Origin of the sequence: Hydrogenophaga sp. (assembly GCF_019264445.1) — a bacterium.
Lineage (GTDB): Bacteria > Pseudomonadota > Gammaproteobacteria > Burkholderiales > Burkholderiaceae_C > Hydrogenophaga.
Map to the genome: position 1 here is coordinate 41,073 of NZ_JAHVAB010000081.1, position 17,962 is coordinate 59,034.

The 17,962-nt window shown below is 65.8% G+C and carries 18 protein-coding genes; 10 read left to right on the forward strand and 8 right to left on the reverse strand.

Going from position 1 to position 17,962, the window contains the following annotated elements:
• Positions 1-88 precede the first annotated feature (88 nt).
• The 4 genes from KXJ60_RS18505 (at position 89) to dut (ending at position 4,378) form a co-directional block, all read left to right on the forward strand.
• Positions 89-694 carry a TRAP transporter small permease subunit gene (locus KXJ60_RS18505; protein ID WP_291131318.1) on the forward strand — a complete coding sequence of 202 codons (606 nt, stop codon included), beginning with the start codon at positions 89-91 and terminating at the stop codon, positions 692-694.
• Between the two features lie 18 nt (positions 695-712).
• Entirely contained in the window at positions 713-2,548 is a 1,836-nt protein-coding gene (locus KXJ60_RS18510; protein ID WP_291131320.1) for a TRAP transporter large permease subunit, read from the forward strand.
• 180 nt (positions 2,549-2,728) lie between these two features.
• Positions 2,729-3,811, forward strand: a complete 1,083-nt coding sequence (gene dctP / locus KXJ60_RS18515; RefSeq protein ID WP_291131321.1) for a TRAP transporter substrate-binding protein DctP — start codon at positions 2,729-2,731, stop codon at positions 3,809-3,811.
• 117 nt (positions 3,812-3,928) lie between these two features.
• A complete protein-coding gene (gene dut, locus KXJ60_RS18520; RefSeq protein ID WP_291131323.1) occupies positions 3,929-4,378 on the forward strand; it encodes a dUTP diphosphatase in 450 nt (149 codons plus the stop codon).
• A gap of 6 nt (positions 4,379-4,384) precedes the next feature.
• Here the strand turns inward: dut and KXJ60_RS18525 are convergent, their stop codons facing one another.
• Complete coding sequence (locus tag KXJ60_RS18525) at positions 4,385-4,936, reverse strand: peptidylprolyl isomerase (RefSeq protein WP_291131325.1); 552 nt, start codon at positions 4,934-4,936, stop codon at positions 4,385-4,387.
• 110 nt (positions 4,937-5,046) lie between these two features.
• Between KXJ60_RS18525 and KXJ60_RS18530 the strand changes: the two genes are divergently transcribed.
• The 3 genes from KXJ60_RS18530 to KXJ60_RS18540 all read left to right on the forward strand — a co-directional run bounded on the left by KXJ60_RS18530 (position 5,047) and on the right by KXJ60_RS18540 (position 7,094).
• Positions 5,047-6,114, forward strand: coding sequence for a cupin domain-containing protein (locus tag KXJ60_RS18530; protein WP_291131528.1), 1,068 nt, complete (start codon positions 5,047-5,049; stop codon positions 6,112-6,114).
• 31 nt (positions 6,115-6,145) lie between these two features.
• Positions 6,146-6,658 (forward strand): hypothetical protein, encoded by a 513-nt coding sequence (locus KXJ60_RS18535; RefSeq protein WP_291131326.1) that lies wholly within the window; start codon positions 6,146-6,148, stop codon positions 6,656-6,658.
• Positions 6,659-6,755: 97 nt separating this feature from the next.
• Complete coding sequence (locus tag KXJ60_RS18540) at positions 6,756-7,094, forward strand: hypothetical protein (protein WP_291131328.1); 339 nt, start codon at positions 6,756-6,758, stop codon at positions 7,092-7,094.
• A gap of 68 nt (positions 7,095-7,162) precedes the next feature.
• On the opposite strand, the gene bamC is transcribed toward KXJ60_RS18540, so the two are convergent.
• From bamC to KXJ60_RS18565, 5 genes are all read right to left on the reverse strand, one after another.
• On the reverse strand, positions 7,163-8,188 hold the full coding sequence (gene bamC, locus KXJ60_RS18545) for an outer membrane protein assembly factor BamC (RefSeq protein WP_291131529.1): 1,026 nt from the start codon (positions 8,186-8,188) through the stop codon (positions 7,163-7,165).
• A gap of 173 nt (positions 8,189-8,361) precedes the next feature.
• Positions 8,362-9,261, reverse strand: coding sequence for a 4-hydroxy-tetrahydrodipicolinate synthase (gene dapA / locus KXJ60_RS18550; protein ID WP_291131330.1), 900 nt, complete (start codon positions 9,259-9,261; stop codon positions 8,362-8,364).
• A 74-nt stretch (positions 9,262-9,335) separates the two neighbouring features.
• Complete coding sequence (locus tag KXJ60_RS18555; protein WP_291131332.1) at positions 9,336-9,890, reverse strand: class I SAM-dependent methyltransferase; 555 nt, start codon at positions 9,888-9,890, stop codon at positions 9,336-9,338.
• On the reverse strand, positions 9,890-10,099 hold the full coding sequence (locus tag KXJ60_RS18560) for a hypothetical protein (RefSeq protein ID WP_291131536.1): 210 nt from the start codon (positions 10,097-10,099) through the stop codon (positions 9,890-9,892). Before KXJ60_RS18560 ends, KXJ60_RS18555 begins: the two co-directional genes overlap by 1 nt.
• Positions 10,096-11,337, reverse strand: a complete 1,242-nt coding sequence (locus KXJ60_RS18565) for an MFS transporter (RefSeq protein WP_291131334.1) — start codon at positions 11,335-11,337, stop codon at positions 10,096-10,098. The genes KXJ60_RS18560 and KXJ60_RS18565 overlap by 4 nt, the downstream gene beginning before the upstream one ends.
• A 168-nt stretch (positions 11,338-11,505) precedes the next feature.
• On the opposite strand from KXJ60_RS18565, the gene KXJ60_RS18570 reads away from it, so the two are divergent.
• From KXJ60_RS18570 to KXJ60_RS18580, 3 genes are read left to right on the forward strand one after another with little or no spacing between them, the layout of a single operon-like run.
• Positions 11,506-13,476 (forward strand): DNA topoisomerase IV subunit B, encoded by a 1,971-nt coding sequence (locus KXJ60_RS18570; protein WP_291131335.1) that lies wholly within the window; start codon positions 11,506-11,508, stop codon positions 13,474-13,476.
• A gap of 12 nt (positions 13,477-13,488) precedes the next feature.
• Complete coding sequence (gene parC / locus KXJ60_RS18575; protein WP_291131337.1) at positions 13,489-15,840, forward strand: DNA topoisomerase IV subunit A; 2,352 nt, start codon at positions 13,489-13,491, stop codon at positions 15,838-15,840.
• Between the two features lie 7 nt (positions 15,841-15,847).
• The gene (locus KXJ60_RS18580) at positions 15,848-16,954 is read left to right on the forward strand and encodes a crosslink repair DNA glycosylase YcaQ family protein (protein WP_291131339.1); all 1,107 of its coding nucleotides are present in this window, start codon (positions 15,848-15,850) and stop codon (positions 16,952-16,954) included.
• Positions 16,955-16,981: 27 nt separating this feature from the next.
• Here KXJ60_RS18580 and KXJ60_RS18585 read toward each other — a convergent pair whose 3' ends face one another.
• Positions 16,982-17,356 (reverse strand): hypothetical protein, encoded by a 375-nt coding sequence (locus KXJ60_RS18585; RefSeq protein ID WP_291131341.1) that lies wholly within the window; start codon positions 17,354-17,356, stop codon positions 16,982-16,984.
• Between the two features lie 110 nt (positions 17,357-17,466).
• Positions 17,467-17,934 (reverse strand): RidA family protein, encoded by a 468-nt coding sequence (locus KXJ60_RS18590; protein ID WP_291131343.1) that lies wholly within the window; start codon positions 17,932-17,934, stop codon positions 17,467-17,469.
• Between the last annotated feature and the right edge of the window lie 28 nt (positions 17,935-17,962).

Sequence of the window (17,962 nt, forward strand, 5' to 3'; positions counted from 1 at the left end):
ACACGCAGCAGCACACCGCTCGCTGCGTGTTTGTTTATTCATCGACGGGGTGGCCGCGGATCATTTTTCACAAGAAATGGGACACACGATGGACGCATTGCTCCGCTTCTCTCGCGCCGTTGACGCGCTCAATGCCTGGGTTGGCAAGTACGCCATCTGGCTGATCATGGGCTCGACGGTCATCAGCGCCGTCAACGCGCTCGTGCGCTACATCTTCAACACCAGCTCCAACGGTTTCCTGGAAATCCAGTGGTACCTGTTTGCCTGGTCTTTCCTCATTGCAGCGGGCTTCACCCTGCTCAACCGTGAGCACGTGCGCATCGACGTGATCAACAGCCGCCTGCCCAAGCGGGTGCAGATCTGGATCGACATCGTGGGCTTTGCGTTCTTCCTCACGCCTGTGTGCCTGCTGGTGCTGTTCTATGGCGTGCCGGTGCTCATGGAAAAGTTCGCTTCGGGCGAAATGTCGGGCAACCCCGGCGGCCTGATCCGCTGGCCGGTGTGGCTGGCGATCCCGGCAGGCTTCGTCCTGCTCATGCTGCAGGGCTGGTCCGAGTTGATCAAGCGTGTGGCTTTCCTCAATGGCCGTGGCCCCGATCCGACCATCAAGGCCGGTGAGAAATCCGCCGAGGAAGAGCTGGCCGAAATCCTTCGCCAACGCGAAGCGGCCAAAGCCGCCCCCGCTTCCCACTAACCGGCGGGGATATCGATCATGGAATTCATTGCTGCGAACTTCGCCCCGATCATGTTTGCGGGGCTCATCATGTTCCTGCTGCTGGGTTTTCCGGTGGCCTTCAGCCTGGGCGCCTGTGGCCTCGCGTTCGGCATCCTCGGGATTGAGATGGGCGTGTTCCCCTCCTCGGTGCTGGCCTGGTTGCCACAGCGTCTCATCGGCATCATGGCCAACGACACGTTGCTGGCGGTGCCCTTCTTCACGCTCATGGGCCTGATCCTGGAGCGCAGCGGGATGGCTGAAGACCTGCTGGACACCGTGGGTCAGGTGTTTGGCCCGATGCGCGGCGGCCTGGCGCTGGCCGTGGTGCTGGTAGGCGCCATGCTGGCCGCCACCACCGGCGTGGTGGCCGCTTCGGTCATCTCGATGGGTTTGATTTCGCTGCCCATCATGTTGCGGTATGGGTACGACCGTCAGTTCTCCAGCGGCGTGATCGCGGCTTCCGGGACGCTGGCGCAGATCATTCCGCCATCGCTGGTGCTCATCATCATGGCCGACCAGCTCGGCCGCAGCGTGGGCGACATGTACAAAGGCGCGTTCATTCCCGCCTTCATGCTGGTGGGCTGCTATGTGCTTTACATCGCCTGCCTGGCTTTCCTGAAGCCTGCCAGCGTGCCTGCGCTGCCGCTGGAGGCGCGCATCTACCGCGAGCCCAACGGCAGCGGCGGCTACCAGTCGTTGCTGGTGGTGATGGTGATCTCGTTCATGGTCTCCATCGTGCTGGCGCGCTACATGCCCGAAGTACACACTTGGTGGCTGGGCCAAGAGGTGACGTCCGTACCCACCGACGAGAAGATCGTGGTGGCCATGGGCGGGGGGGCGTTTGTGGCGCTCATGATTGCGCTGGCCAACAAATACGCCAAGCTGAACCTGCTCTCGCGGCTGGCCGAGCGCGTGACCTTCGTGCTGATCCCGCCGCTGCTGCTGATCTTCCTTGTGCTGGGCACCATCTTCCTGGGCATTGCCACGCCGACCGAGGGTGGGGCCATGGGCGCCATGGGGGCCCTGATCATGGCGCTGGTGCGCAAGCGCCTGAGCATGCAACTGCTCAAGCAAGCGCTGGCCACCACGACCAAGCTGGGCAGCTTCGTGATGTTCATCCTGATCGGTGCCACGATCTTTGGCTTGGTGTTCCAGGCCGCCGATGGCCCTATCTGGGTGGAGCACCTGCTCTCGGATCTGCCCGGTGGGCCGGTGGGGTTCCTGATCGTGGTGAACATCATGATCTTCTTCCTCGCCTTCTTCCTCGACTACTTCGAGCTTTCGTTCATCGTGGTGCCGCTGCTGGCGCCCGTGGCCGACAAGCTGGGCATCGACCTGATCTGGTTCGGGGTCTTGCTGGCGGTGAACATGCAGACCTCGTTCCTGCACCCACCCTTCGGGTTCGCTCTGTTCTTCCTGCGCTCGGTGGCGCCCGACAAGCCGTACGTCGATCGCGTGACGAACAAGGTGATGGACCCGGTCACCACGATGCAGATCTACAAGGGTGCCATTCCCTTCCTGATCATTCAGCTCTTCATGGTGGGCGTGCTCATCGCTTTCCCGGGTCTGGTCACCGGCAACCTCGACAAAGCCGGGGACTACGACCTCAAGGCGGTGGGCGAGCAGATGCGCGACAGCCTCAATCCCGCGGCGGACGGCGAATACGGCAGTGGCGGTGGATACGGCGCCGACGAGAAAGCCGAACCCGCAGAAGGTGGTGAGGCGCCACCAGCTGCACCCGCCGACGGCGCGGGTGGTGCTGCGGCAGACACCAAGCCCCTGGCGGAAGACGACCCCATGAAGGCCATGCAGGACGCCCTCGGGCGCAAATGATCACCGCTGACGGTGCGCGGCCCGTGAATGGCTGAGAGCGTCGAGGGAAAACCCTCGGCCGCTTCGCCTCTCGGACGCCATCGTTATCAATAGAATCGAATATCGTTTTGTCTCGGCGCCCGCCCTTCAGTGGGGGCGCTTTTCTTTCAAGCTTTTTCAAGCAATCCTGGAGCAATCTCAATGGATCGTCGTTCTATCGTGAAGAGTGCAGGTCTGGCCGGTGTGCTGGCCGCTGGTGTGGCACCGGCCGTGCACGCGCAAGCCGCCGTGCGCTGGCGCCTGGCCTCGAGTTTCCCGCGTTCGCTGGACACCATCTTCGGCAGCGCCGAGAAGCTGTCGCAGACCGTCAAGGCCCTGTCGGGTGGCAAGTTCGAGATCTCCGTGCACCCCGCTGGTGAACTCATGCCAGCCTTCGGTGTGGTCGATGCCCTGCAAGGTGACAACATCGACATGGCCCAGTCGGCCGCCTACTACTTCACCGGCAAGGACCCCGTTTTCGCCTTCAGCTGCGCGGTACCTTTTGGCCTGACGGCACGCCAGAACACCGCCTGGAAACAGCACGGCAACGGCGGCAAGCTGCTCGACGAATTCTTCGCCCAGTACAACTTCAAGACCGCCAGCGCCGGCAACACCGGCACGCAGATGGGCGGCTGGTACCGCAAGGAAATCAAGACGGCCGCCGACCTCAAGGGCCTGAAGATGCGCATGGGTGGCGGCGTGTTCGGTGAAGGCATGGCCAAGCTCGGCGTGGTTGCTCAGAACCTGCCAGCCGGCGACGTGTACCAAGCCCTGGAAAAGGGCACGCTGGACGCGGCCGAATTCGTCGGCCCGCACGACGATGCCAAGCTCGGTTTCAACAAGGTCGCTCCGTTCTACTACTACCCCGGCTGGTGGGAAGGCGGCGCCGATCTGGAGTTCTTCATCAACCTGAAGAAGTTCAACGCGCTCTCCGATGAGAACAAGGCGATCCTGAATGCGGCCATGGCCGTTGCCGCCACCGACATGACCGCCAAGTACGATGCCGTGAACCCGATCGCCCTGAAGAAACTGGTGGCCGAGAAGACCCAGCTCAAGGCCTTCCCCAAGGCCGTGATCGACGCTGGCTTCAAGGCTTGCATGGAAGTGTTTGCCGAGCACGAGGCGAAGTCGCCCACCTTCAAGAAGATCCACCAGGACATGCGCGCCTTCCAGCGCGACCAGATCCTGTGGAACCGCTTCTCGGAGTTCCCGTTCAACCAGTACATGAGCGGCGTGAAGATCTGATCTTCAGGAGCGCATCGGTGGGCCGGCGTAGCCGGCTCCACCGTGTACCCCAAAGTTGGCCCGCTGCTTGCAGCGGGCCTTTTTGTTCCCACCGACGCTTTTCCGCCTTTGCCTTCCATGAAAATTGACGTCCGCATCCTGGATCCGCGCCTGACCCGTCAGATGCCTCTTTACGCCACGCCAGGGAGTGCCGGCCTGGACCTGCGGGCCTGCCTCGATGCGCCGCTGGAACTCGCGCCCAACGCTTGGCAGCTCGTGCCCACGGGGCTGGCGATTCATCTGGCCGACCCGGGTTATGCCGCCTTGATCCTGCCGCGCTCAGGTCTGGGTCACAAGCACGGCATCGTGCTGGGCAATCTGGTCGGCTTGATCGACAGCGACTACCAGGGACAGCTCATGGTGAGCGCGTGGAACCGCAGCGACGTCGCCTTCACCATCGAGCCCATGGAGCGCATCGCGCAGCTGGTCATCGTGCCGGTGGTGCAGGCGCAATTCAACGTGGTGGACGATTTCGCCTCCGCGAGCGAACGCGGCACCGGCGGCTACGGCTCGACGGGGCGCGGCTGACCGCCTTCAGTGCAGGGTGCGCGGGCCCGGTGGCGTGATACCCGGGCCTTGCAGCTCGTCGGGCTCGTCCACCTGCATACGGAAGAAACCGGTGCCCAGCGTGCCTTTGCCCACTTCGCCTTCCTGCGCCTCCCGCACCGCGTGCACCTTCAGGCTGATGCGCAGCGCGATCCCGGCCAGCGGGTGGTTGCCGTCGAGCACCACATGCTCGGGGTAGATGTCGCTCACAAAATACAGGCGGTCCCGAGGCGCTGAGGGGTTGCACCCGGGCGGCAAGCCTTCGAAGCCCATGCCTTCCTCAAGCTCGTCGGGGAACAGGTGGCGTGGCTCCAGAAACAGCAGGCGATCGTCGTAGTCGCCAAAGCCGTCGGCGGGCTCGAGGTGCAGGTCGACCGTATCGCCTGCCGAATGGTTCAGCAAGGCTTCTTCGATCTTGGCCAACAGGTCGCTGCCTCCGACCAGAAACTCCACGGGTTCGTCGAGCACATCGAGCTCTTCACCCAGCGTGTCCTTGAGGGTCCAGGTCAGTGCGACCACGCATTGTTGGTTGATTTTCATCCGACAATTGTCCCATGCCCCACACCTCGACATCCAGACCGCCCATCTCCACCGCGCCCGCGCCCGATCTTCCCTGCGACTTGCTGGGGGGCCTCACCCCGGCGCAGTTCATGCGCCGCCACTGGCAGAAGAAGCCCCTGCTCATTCGAGGCGCGGTGACCGCAGGCTTGCCGCTCTTGAACCGGCAGCAGCTGTTTGATCTGGCCGCCAGCGAAGCGGTCGAGTCGCGCCTGATCGTGCGCAAGCCGCACGGCTGGACGCTGCGGCATGGCCCGCTGGCGCGCTCGCAGTTGCCCCCCCTCAAGCAGCCGGGCTGGACGCTGCTCGTGCAGGGTGTGGACCAGCACCTGGAGGCTGCGCATGCACTGCTGCAGCGCTTTCGCTTCGTGCCGGATGCGCGCCTGGACGACTTGATGATTTCCTGGGCCAGCGACACCGGCGGTGTCGGGCCACACTTTGACAGCTACGACGTGTTCCTGCTGCAGGCCAGCGGACAACGGCGCTGGCGGATTGGCCGACAGAAAGATTTCTCGTTGCAACCCGACGTGCCGCTCAAGATCCTCAGCCACTTCGAGCCTGAAGAAGAACATGTGCTCAACCCGGGTGACATGCTGTACCTGCCTCCACGCTGGGCGCACGACGGTGATGCGGTGGGCGGCGACTGCACCACCTGTTCCATTGGTTTTCGCGCGCCTCAGCGTGGTGGACTTGCTGGTGAACTGCTGCAGCGCATGGCCGACGAGCTCGACGACGACACGCTTTTTCGCGATCCGCAGCAGACCGCCACAGCCCACCCCGCGGCCATGCCCGTCGCCCTTGAGGCGTTTGCCGCAGACGCCTTGCAGCGTTTGCTCGCCGAGCGTGAGTCGCTGGCCTGTGCGCTGGGCGAAGTCATGACGGAGCCCAAACCGCGCGTCTGGTTCGATGAGCCGGAGGGCGACTGGGCGCTCGGGGCGGTCCGCCTGGACCGGCGCACCCGCATGATGTACGACGACCGCCACATCTTCATCAACGGTGAGAGCTTTCGCGCAGGCGGCGCCGACGCCCGTTTGATGCGACTGCTGGCTGACCAGCGGGTGCTGGATGCCCGGCACGTCGCGCGCGCCAGCGAGGATGCGAAAGCCCTTTTGCAGGACTGGTTCGAGGCAGGCTGGCTGCGCCGGCTCGACCCCGCCTGATCAGCTGTCGCGATGGCCTGTGGAGCGTCCCATGACCGAACCCGTCCATGCAAGCCCACCATCGCCGTTGCCCGAGGGACGGCTGTCGGGCCGCACGGCTTTCGTTGACCTCGTGCGGCAGGCCCTGGCGGTTGCGGCCCAGGAAGGCTGGATGCGGATCGTGCTGTGCGACCCCGACTTCACCGACTGGCCGCTGGGCGAGCGCGAGGTGGTGGCTTCGTTGAATGCCTGGGCTCGCCGTGGACGCACCCTGCAGCTGTTGGCGCGCGACTACAGCGCGCTTCGGCTGCAACATCCTCGTTTCGTGCAATGGCGCACCACCTGGTCGCATCTGGTGGAGGCACAGGGATGCGCGAGCGCGTCGGCCGATGAGTTGCCCAGTGTTCTGTGGTCGCCCGGGTGGACGTTGCAACGCCTCGATACGGTGCGATGCACCATGGTGGTGAGCCGCGATGCCGAGCGCCGTGTGGCCCTGCAGGAACAGCTGCATCAGTGGTGGCTGAAGGGATCGTCGGCTTTTCCGGCGTCCACGCTGGGGCTGTGAAAAAGCGTAAAAAATGCCAGCGCACGAACGGGTGCACCAGATGAGGGCGGTATCATCCGCGCCGGTTCAATCCCCTTCATTCATAGGAAACGTCATCATGAAAAAGTCCATCCTGCTCGCCAGCCTGCTGGCCGCCATCGCCCTGTCTGCCTGCGGCAAGAAGGAAGAAGCCCCTGTGGCCGCTCCGGCACCTGCTGCCGCACCTGCGCCTTCCATGGCGGGTGCTGCCGAGTCCGCCAAGGAAGCGGGCGCTGCGGCCGCCGATGCTGCCAAGCAAGCCACCGCCGCCACCGTTGATGCCGCCAAGGAAGCAGGCGCTGCCACCGCCGATGCCGCCAAGGCTGCGGGCAACGCCACGATGGACGCCGCCAAGGACGCGGCCGACAAGGCCAAGGAAGTGGCCGCTGATGCCAAGGCCGCTGTCACCAAGCCTTGATCGATCGAGGTCTTCGGTCCCAAAGAAAAAGCCGCCATCGGGCGGCTTTTTCTTTGGGCGAACGCTGCTTACTTGAGATCTTCCGCCAGGAGCTTCGCAATGCGCTGGGCCGCGGCAGAGGCGTCCGGCCGGCCCTGGCTGTCGAGCACGGACACTGTCGTCTTGTTCTCGGCGCTGCGCACCGCCACGCGATAACGCTCGGTAGAGGCCTCGGTCTTCGAGGCGCCAAAGAGCTTGGAGAAGAAGCCGGGTTCCTTCGCGTTGACCACGGGTTCCACATAGCGCACGAAGTACAGGCCCTGGCTGCGGTCGCGGTCTTCCACGGTGAAGCCGGTGCGGTCCAGCGACAGGCCCACACGGCGCCAGGCGCGGTCAAAGTTGTCGTCGAACTGCACGACCGGTACGTTGTTCACCGTGGTCACACGCGCTGCGGCCTGCACCGGTGCGGTGGCGGCCACCGCCTGTGCCTGCGCTTCCGTCACGCCCAGCTTGACCATCAGGCGGCGCAGGAATTCGGTTTCGAGTTCCGGGTCGGCCGGACGTGGCTGCCACACGGTCTGGTCTTTTTCTTTCGTGGAGTACACCTCCACCATGCCCCGGTGGCTGATGTAGATCTCGGTGGCGCCGCTGGCCGTGCGCTCCAGACGCGTGCGGAAACGGTCGCGTTCGCCCGTGGAGTAGAGGTTCTCGAACACCCTGCCGATGGTGGACCGGATGAAGTCCTGGGGCAGCTTGGCGCGGTTTTCGGCCCAGTCGGTTTCCATGATGCCCAGACCTTCCTGGTCCAGGTCGAGCAGGAAGCCGTTTTCCTGCCAGAAGTCGCGCACCGGGCTCCAGAGCTTGTCGGCCGGGCGGTTGACCACCAGCCAGCGCTGGTTGCCCGCGCGCTCGATGCGCACGTCACCGACGTTCACCGCGGCGGTGCTGGCGGCTGTGGCCTGGGCGGGTTGGGCGGTCTGGTAGCCGCTGGCCGTGACCACCGAACCGGGCACGTTGTAGCGCGACTCGCGGCTGAGCTGGCTCAGGTCGGGTGGCACGTCCAGCGTGCTACCGCGCTTGGCGCTTTTGTAGTCGATCTTGTCTTCCTGCAGCATCGAGCAGCCCGAGACCACCAGGGTGGCGGCAGCCAGCAGGCCCAGGCGGGTCAGGAAGCCCGCGCCGAAGACCGGGGAGGTCGATGCGCGCAGGGTCGGGGACGGGGTGCGGTTGGACATGAATGGGGCTCGTTGGAACGGAAGAGGGAACGGAGCGGGCCGGGTGGCCTGCCTCAGGAGAGAAGGCCCGCCTGGCGCAGCGCGCCTTCGACCACAGGCTCCAGGCTGCGGGTCATGGGGGTCATGGGCAGGCGCATGGTCTCGTTGCACAGACCCAGGCGGGCCATCGCCCACTTGAGCGGGATCGGGTTGGCCTCGACGAACAGGTGCTTGTGCACAGGCATCAGCTGGAACTGGATGGCCATGGCGCGTTTGACATCGCCGGCGATGGCGGCCATGCACAACTCGTGCATCAGGCGCGGAGCGATGTTGGCGGTGACGCTGACGTTGCCCTGGCCACCGCACAGCATGAGCGCCACGGCGGTCGGGTCGTCGCCGGAGTACACGGCAAAGCCTTTGGGCACATCGCGAATGAGCCACTGTGCGCGCTCGATGTTGCCCGTGGCTTCCTTGATACCGACGATGCCGGGCACCTGGGCCAGGCGCAGCACGGTGTCGTGGGCCATGTCGGCCACGGTGCGGCCGGGCACGTTGTAGAGCACCGTGGGCAGGTCGCCCACCGCTTCGGCGATGGCCTTGAAGTGCTGGTACTGGCCCTCTTGTGTGGGCTTGTTGTAGTAGGGCACGACCTGCAACTGGCAGTCGGCGCCCACGCTCTGGGCGAAGCGCGCGAGCTCGATGGCTTCTGCGGTGGAGTTGGCGCCGCAGCCGGCCATGATGGGCACGCGCTTGTCACCGTGGGTCTTGGCCTGCTCGACCGCCACGCGGATGATTTCGCAGTGCTCTTCGACGGCCACGGTGGGCGATTCGCCCGTGGTGCCGACAACGCCGATGCAGTCGGTGCCTTCGGTGATGTGCCAGTCAATGAGTTTGCGCAGCGTGGGGTAGTCCACGCTGCCGTCTTCGTGCATGGGCGTGACCAAGGCCACGATGCTGCCGGTGATGGGTTTCATAGGCTTAGGGCTCAAATGGAGCGTCAACCCTGCTTTGCCTCATGGGGGCAGGCAGCGCGCGCAAGTCTTGCATTCTACCCAGCGGCGTCCAGTGGATACCGGGGTGGCGAAGGGGGCGTTGGCGGGCGTTTTCGCACAGCCGCAATGCGTTGCACGAAGCGTTCGGGGCGGTCGCAGAAGCCATCTTCGAAAGCCACCACGTGCAGACCCTCGCAGGCGCGCAAAAGTTCGCCGGGCTGCAGCAGGAAATCGGGCCGCGAGGGCTTGCCCACGCTCTCGTTGCCCGCTGCGAAGGTTTCATAGAGCAGCACGCCGCCCTCGGCCACGCTGGCCACAATCACCGGCAGCAGTGCGCGCCAGAGGTAGTTGGTCACCACCACCGCGTCAAAGCGTTCGTCCGGGAAAGGCCAGGGCCCGTTCTCGATGTCGGCCAGCACCGCGCGGCCGAGCGGCTGCACCGCCCCGATGGCCTCGGGTGAGCGGTCCACCCCCGTGACGGCATGGCCCCGTTGCGCGAACCAGCGCATGTGCCGGCCATGGCCGCAAGCGACGTCCAGCACCGAACCGCCTGCGGGCACCAGATGCGACCATCGCTGCACCCACGCCGAAGGCGCTTCGGTGCCGTGCATCAGAAGCAGCTCCAGAGTTGATCGGCGAGGTTCACCAGGAAGTCGGGCCGGTGGTACAGCGCAAAGGTGCCCAGCAGGGCGGCGACCACGCCGGTCCACACCAGGGCGCGCTGCCACACGTGAGCCGCCGCACGGCCGCCCGAAGGCGGCTCAGCCCCCTTGGGGGGCAGCGACCCGCGCAGCGGCAGAGCGTGGGGGTCCAGATTCACGCCGCCGCTCCCACGCGCTGAGGCGCACGCGCGATCGGCGTTTCACGCACCGGCAGATTCACCAGACCAGCGAACACGCCCAGCGCAATCGCGAGGTACCACACGATGTTGTAGCTGCCGGTCTGGTCGTACAGCACACCGCCCAGCCACACGCCCATGAAGCTGCCGATCTGGTGGCTGAAGAAGATGAAGCCTCCCAGCATGGACATGTGCGCCACACCGAAGATCTGCGCCACCACCGCGTTGGTCGGTGGAATGGTGGAGAGCCACAGCAGGCCCATGACAGCGGAGAACACGTACACGCTCATGGGGCTGAGCGGTGCGATCAGGAAGATGGCAATCACCGCGGCGCGCGCGAAGTAGATAAACGCGAGGATGTGCCGCTTCGCCATGCGCTGGCCCAGCACGCCGGCGGCGTAGGTGCCGATGACGTTGAACAGGCCGATGAGCGCCAATGCGTAGCTGGCGACCTGGGGCGACAGCCCGTTGTCTTTCAGGTAGCTCGGCATGTGCACGCCGATGAACACCACCTGGAAGCCGCACACGAAGTAACCCGCCATCAGCAGCTGGAAGCTGCGGTAGCGGAACGCTTCGCGCAGTGCCTGGGCGATGGTCTGTTCGCGTTGTGCAGGCGCGCCGCCGGCAAACCCGGGCTCGCGCAGGCCCAGCGCCAGCGGCATGATCAGCAACACCGCCGCACCCAGGAACAGCAGCGCCTGCTGCCAGCCAAACTGGCTGATGAGCCAGCCTTCGACCGGCACCATGAGGAACTGGCCAAACGACCCGGCCGCCGCGGCCACACCCATGGCCCAGGAGCGTTTTTCGGCGGGAATCTGGCGGCCGATCACGCCGTAGATCACGGCATAGGTGGTGCCGGCCTGGGCGGCTCCGATCAGCACACCGGTGGTGAGGGCAAAGGTGGTAGAGGTGGTGCTCAGCGCCATGCCGGCCAGCCCCAGTGCATAAGCCACCGCACCGCCGATGAGCACCCGGAAGGCGCCAAAGCGGTCTGCGGCCATGCCGGCGAAGATGCCGAACACGCCCCAGGAAAGGTTCTGGATCGCCAGCGCGAAGGAAAAGGTTTCGCGCGTCCAGCCCTGCGCCTGGGTGATGGGCTGCAGCCACAGGCCGAACCCGTGGCGGATGCCCATGGAGAGCGTGACGATGAAAGCGCCGCAGGCGAGCACCTGCAGGGCGGAGAGACGGGGCGGGTTCTGGAGGGGCGTGGCGGACGACATCCGGCGACTTTAGCGAAGAAGGGCCGATCTCGCCTGTCGCCTGGATCGCTGCCGGCTTGAAATTTCTGGTGCCGACTGATGCAGCCAGGGCATGGGTGTCTGCAAGCCATCTGAAGGCATGTATTTCCATACAGCCTTTTGAGCCTGCCGGGCATACAATCCGCCCCCATGGCGACCCAAACACCCAACGAATACTCCGAAGGCTCGATCCGCGTCCTCAAGGGGCTGGAGCCGGTCAAGCAGCGGCCGGGCATGTACACCCGCACCGACAACCCGTTGCACATCATCCAGGAAGTGCTGGACAACGCGGCCGACGAGGCCCTGGCCGGGCACGGCAAGAAGATCAAGGTCACGCTGCACGCCGACCAGTCGGTGAGCGTGGAAGACGACGGTCGGGGCATCCCGTTCGGGCTGCACCCGGAGGAAAAGGCACCGGTGGTCGAGCTGGTGTTCACCCGGCTGCATGCAGGTGGCAAGTTCGACAAGGGCAAGGGCGGCGCCTACAGCTTTTCGGGCGGCCTGCATGGCGTGGGTGTGAGCGTGACCAATGCGCTGTCCACCCGGCTGGAAGTGACCAGCTTTCGCGAAGGCCAGGTGGCCAGGCTCGCGTTCTCTGCCGGCGATGTGACCGAATCGCTGGTGATCACACCGAAGGGTGAGGGCGACCGCAAGCAAGGCACCACGGTGCGCGCGTGGCCCGATGCGAAGTATTTCGAGTCGGCTGCGCTGCCCATGGGCGAGCTCACGCACCTGCTGCGAAGCAAGGCGGTGCTGATGCCCGGCGTGAGCGTGACGCTGGTGAACGAAAAGACCAAAGACACCCAGACCTGGCTCTACAAGGGCGGCCTGCGCGACTATTTGCAGCAGACCCTGAGCGCCGATCCGGTGATCCCGCTCTTCGAGGGTGAAGGCTTTGCCGACAGCGGGCACGACAGCTTTGCCGAGGGCGAAGGCGCCGCGTGGTGCGTGGCCTTCACCGAAGACGGTCAGCCCGTGCGCGAGAGCTACGTGAACCTGATCCCCACCAGCGCGGGCGGCACGCACGAGAGCGGCCTGCGCGACGGCCTGTTCCAGGCGGTGAAGGGTTTCATCGAGCTGCACGCGCTGCTGCCCAAAGGTGTGAAGCTGTTGCCCGAAGACGTGTTCGCGCGCGCCAGCTATGTGCTCAGCGCCAAGGTGCTCGACCCGCAGTTCCAGGGCCAGATCAAGGAGCGCCTGAACTCGCGCGACGCGGTGCGCCTGGTGGGCAGTTTTGTGCGCCCGGCGCTCGAGCTCTGGCTCAACCAGCATGTGGACTACGGCAAGAAGCTGGCCGAGCTGGCCATCAAGGCGGCGCAGACGCGCCAGAAAGCCGGCCAGAAGGTCGAGAAGCGCAAGGGATCGGGTGTGGCCGTGTTGCCCGGCAAGCTGACCGACTGCGAAAGCAAGGACCTCGCGCACAACGAGGTGTTCCTGGTCGAGGGCGACTCGGCCGGTGGCAGCGCCAAGATGGGCCGCGACAAGGAAAGCCAGGCCGTGCTGCCCTTGCGCGGCAAGGTGCTCAACACCTGGGAGGTCGAGCGCGACCGGTTGTTTGCCAACACCGAAATTCACGACATCGCGGTGGCCATCGGCGTGGATCCGCACGGCCCGAACGACACGCCGGACCTGAGTGGCCTGCGCTACGGCAAGGTCTGCATCCTGAGCGATGCCGACGTGGATGGCTCGCACATCCAGGTGCTGCTGCTCACGCTGTTTTTCCGGCACTTTCCCAAGCTCATCGAAGCGGGCCACGTGTTCGTGGCACGCCCGCCGCTGTTTCGCGTGGATATTCCCGCGCGGGGCAAGAAGCCGGCGGCCAAGCAGTACGCGCTGGACGAGGGCGAGCTGCATGCCATCCTGGACAAATGCGCCAAGGACGGCGTGCCGCCCGAAAAGTGCCAGATCAGCCGCTTCAAAGGCCTGGGCGAAATGAGTGCCGAGCAGCTGTGGGACACCACCCTGAACCCCGACACGCGCCGCCTCATGCCCGTGGTGCTGGGCGCCATTGACTTTGCCGGTACCGAAGCCCTCATCACCAAGCTCATGGGCAAAGGCGAAGCCGCCTCGCGCCGCGAGCTGATGGAGTTGCATGGCGACTCCGTCGAAATCGATATCTGAGTTTGAGCATCCATGTCCGACCTGAATACCCCTGAACTGCCCTTGTCCGAGCCAGACGATGGCATGAACCTCGCCAACTACGCGCAGCGCGCGTACCTGGAATACGCGCTCTCGGTCGTGAAAGGCCGTGCGCTGCCGGACGTGTGCGACGGCCAGAAGCCCGTGCAGCGGCGCATTCTCTACAGCATGGACCGCATGGGTCTGGGCTTCAGCGGGCCCAACCGCAACACCGCCGCGCGCCCGGTGAAGAGCGCGCGCGTGGTGGGCGACGTGCTGGGCCGCTTTCACCCGCACGGCGACCAGGCCGCGTACGACGCGCTGGTGCGCATGGCGCAGGACTTCGCGCAGCGTTACCCGCTGATCGATGGCCAGGGCAACTTCGGCAGCCGCGACGGCGACGGCGCCGCCGCCATGCGCTACACCGAAGCGCGGCTCGCCAAGATCACCACGCTGCTGCTCGACGAAATCGACGAAGGCACGGTGGACTTCGTGCCCAACTACGACGGCTCCACCGTGGAGCCCAAGCAGTTGCCCGCGCGCCTGCCGTTCAACCTGCTCAACGGCGCCAGCGGCATTGCCGTGGGCCTGGCCACCGAAATTCCCAGCCACAACCTGCGCGAAGTGGCCGACGCCTGCGTGGCGCTGGTGAAGAACCCCAAGCTCGCCGACGACGAACTGTTTGCGCTGATGCCCGGACCCGACTACCCGGGCGGCGGCCAGATCATCAGCCCGGCCAGCGACATCGCCGACGCGTACCGCACCGGCCGTGGCAGCCTGAAGGTGCGTGCGCGCTGGAAGATCGAAGACCTGGCGCGCGGCCAGTGGCAGCTGGTGGTGACCGAGCTGCCACCGGGCGTGAGCACGCAGCGCGTGCTGGAAGAAATCGAAGAGCTCACCAACCCGAAGGTGAAGGCGGGCAAGAAAGCGCTCACACAGGAGCAGACACAGCTCAAGGCCAGCATCCTGATGGTGCTGGACAGCGTGCGCGACGAGTCCAGCAAGGATGCGCCCGTGCGCCTGCTCTTCGAGCCCAAGAGCAGCCGCATCGAGCAGCAGGAGCTCATCACCGCGCTGCTGGCCCACACCAGCCTGGAAACGTCGGCGCCGATCAACCTCACCATGGTCGGGCTCGATGGCCGGCCCACGCAGAAGTCGCTGCGGCAGATGCTCACCGAGTGGATCGAGTTCCGCCAGGGCACCATCACCCGCCGTTCGCAGCACCGCCTCACCAAGGTGCTCGATCGCATCCACATCCTTGAAGGGCGGCAGCTGGTGCTGCTCAACATCGATGAGGTCATTGCCATCATCCGGCAGAGCGACGAGCCCAAGGCCGCGCTCATCGAGCGCTTCAAGCTCAGCGACCGGCAGGCCGAGGACATTCTTGAGATTCGTCTGCGCCAGCTGGCTCGCCTCGAGGCCATCAAGATCGAACAGGAGCTCAAGGAGTTGCGCGAAGAGCAGGGCAAGCTCGAAGACATCCTGGGCAACCCCGGCAGCCTGAAGCGGCTGATGGTCAAGGAGATCGAGGCCGACGCCAAGACCTTTGCCGATGCGCGCCGCACGCTGATCCAGACCGAGAAGAAGGCCGTGGCCGAGATCAAGGTGGTGGACGAGCCGGTGACGGTGGTGGTCTCCAGCAAGGGCTGGGTGCGCGCGCGCACGGGGCACGGCCACGAGGCGGGCAGCTTTGCATTCAAGGCGGGCGACGGGCTGTATGGCACCTTCGAATGCCGCACGGTGGACACGCTCATCACCTTCGGCAGCAACGGCCGCGTGTACTCGGTGCCGGTGGCCAGCCTGCCGGGTGCGCGGGGCGATGGCCAGCCGATCACGACGCTGATCGAGCTCGAAAGCGGCACACAGCCATTGCACTACTTTGCGGGTCCGGCCAACGCGGCGTTGCTGCTCAGCAGCAGCGGCGGCTATGGCTTTATGGCGACGGTGGAGAACATGGTGTCGCGCCAGCGCGGCGGCAAGACGTTCCTGAACCTGGGCGAAGGCGAAACACCTTGCGCGCCCTCGCACGCGGCCTTCACGTCCGGCGGTACGCCGCTCAACGCCGCCACGCATGTGTGCTGCGCGTCCACGGGCGGGCGCATCCTCACCTTTGAAATTGGCGAGCTCAAGCTGATGGAGAAGGGTGGGCGTGGCCTCATGCTGATCGACTTGGAGCCCAAGGACACGCTGGCTGGCGCGGCCGCTTACACGCGCAGCGTGAAGATCGAAGGCATCGGGCGCGGTGGCAAGGAGCGCGACGAAACCCTGGAAATCCGCAGCCTGAACAACGCACGCGCGGCACGGGGCCGCAAGGGCAAGGCGGCGGACCTGGGCTTCAAGCCGAACCGCGTCACACGGGTGGAGTAAGACCGGCATGGCGCGCCCGCCCACGCTGGACGAGTTGCGCCGCCACGCGATCGCGCGCAGCCTGTTCCGGCCGGTCACGCTGCCCGCTGCGATCCGCCGGCTGGGCTTTGTGCAGGCCGATCCCATGCGCGCACCGGCCCGCGCGCAAGACCTCATCTTGTTCCAGCGGGTGCGCGACTACCGCGCCGGCGACCTGGAGCGCCGCTACGAGCGGCTGGGCATCGAAGAAGACGCCTTCGTCAACTACGGCTTCATGCCGCGCCAGACGCTCGCGCTGCTGCACCCACGCACGCCCCGCCGCCCCTGGGACGCGGCCACGCTCGCGCAGGCGCGTGAAGTGCTTGCCTTCGTGCAGGCGCGCGGTGCGGTGCATCCGCGGGACGTGGGCGAGGCGTTTGCCCACCACGGGCGCGTGGCCGGTTATTGGGGCGGTGAGCTCAATGCCAGCACCCGCCTGCTGGAGCGCATGCACCACCACGGCTGGCTGCGCGTGCGCCGCCGCGAGGCGGGCACGCGGGTTTATGAAGCCATGCAACACGACGAGCAGGACGACAGCCCGGCCGCCCGCAAGGCGCGCGCCGAGGCGCTGGTCGACACCATCGTGGCGCTGTATGCGCCGCTGCCGGCGCCCAGCCTGGGCTATCTGGTGACGCTGCTGCGCTATGGCGCGAACCACCTGTCCAGCGAGACCCGCGCCGTGGTGAAGGCGGCGCGCGAGCGCTATGGCCACGCCGTGGTGGATGGCACCACCTGGTTCTGGCCGGCCGATGAAAACCCCGCATCGCGCCGGCACCAGCCGGTTGACGGGGTGCGCCTGCTTGCGCCGTTCGATCCGGTGGTGTGGGACCGGCGGCGCTTCGAAATGCTGTGGGGCTGGGCCTATCGGTTCGAGGCGTATGTGCCTGCCCCGAAACGCACCATGGGCCACTACGCGCTGCCCGTGTTGTGGGGTGAACAGATGGTGGGCTGGGCCAACCTGCGCATGGAGCGCGGGCGGCTGCAGCATGCGCTGGGTTTTGTGGCAGCGCGCCCGCGCGAGGCGGGCTTTGAGCGTGCGCTGGAAGAAGAGCTCGCGGGCTTTGAGGCCTTTCTGCAGCCGGGCCCCGCGGCCTGACGCGTCAGCGCCAGGCGCTGCGCGGCGTCAGCAACGGCCAGCGGCCTTGTTCAGCGCATTGCAGTTGGGGGCCGCAGCGGCTGGCGCCTTGCCGCCCATGGGGGTGCAGATGGCATCCGAGTTGGGCGTCTGCCCGAACGACATCACCTGCTGGAATTTGGTGGCCGAGTACATGTAGCACTGGTAGCTCACGCCGTCCTTCGTTCTGGCCGTGTAGTTGATGCGCCCGCCGGTTTCCTCGCTCTGGTTGGCGATGGTGAAGCTGCCCACCTGGCGACCGATGGCCACCGAGGTGCGTTGTTCAAGACCTTCCTGGTTGATGGTGGCAGCGCAGCCGGTGAGGCCCAAGGCCACGAGGAGGGTGGCGCCGAGGCAGGTGCGCTGGGGCGGGCGGGGAGTCATGTGAAACAGGCCTTTCAGGTGAAGATCTGGCCAGTTTCAAAGGTTTGTCGCCGCCCGGGAACCCGACCTGTGTCGGGTGGACGGTCCCGGGTCGGTTGTGGCTGGAAGGGTCAGCCCAGTTCGGCGATCAGCTCGATTTCCACGCACGCGCCCATGGGCAGCTGTGCCACGCCAAACGCGCTGCGGGCGTGGGCGCCCACCGGGCCGAACACTTCACCGATGAGCTCGCTGCAGCCGTTGGTGACAAGGTGCTGCTCGGTGTAGGTGGCGGTGGAGTTGACCAGGCTGAGCACCTTGACGATGCGCTTGACGCTGTTGAGATCTTTGCCGGCGGCTTTGCAGGCCGCGTCCAGCGTGCCCAGCAGGTCGATGGCGACGGCGCGCGCGGCGGGCTTGGCTTCGTCGGTGGTCATGGTCAGGCCGAGCTGGCCGACCCAGGGCTTGCCGTCTTTGCGGGCGATGTGGCCGCTGAGGAAAATCATCGAGCCCGTCTGCACGAAGGGCACATAGGCCGCAGCCGGCACGGCCACGGGCGGCAGTGTGATGCCGAGTTGGGACAGCTTGTCGTAAACGCTCATGGGAAGCTCCTGAAGAAAGAGCGGCCCA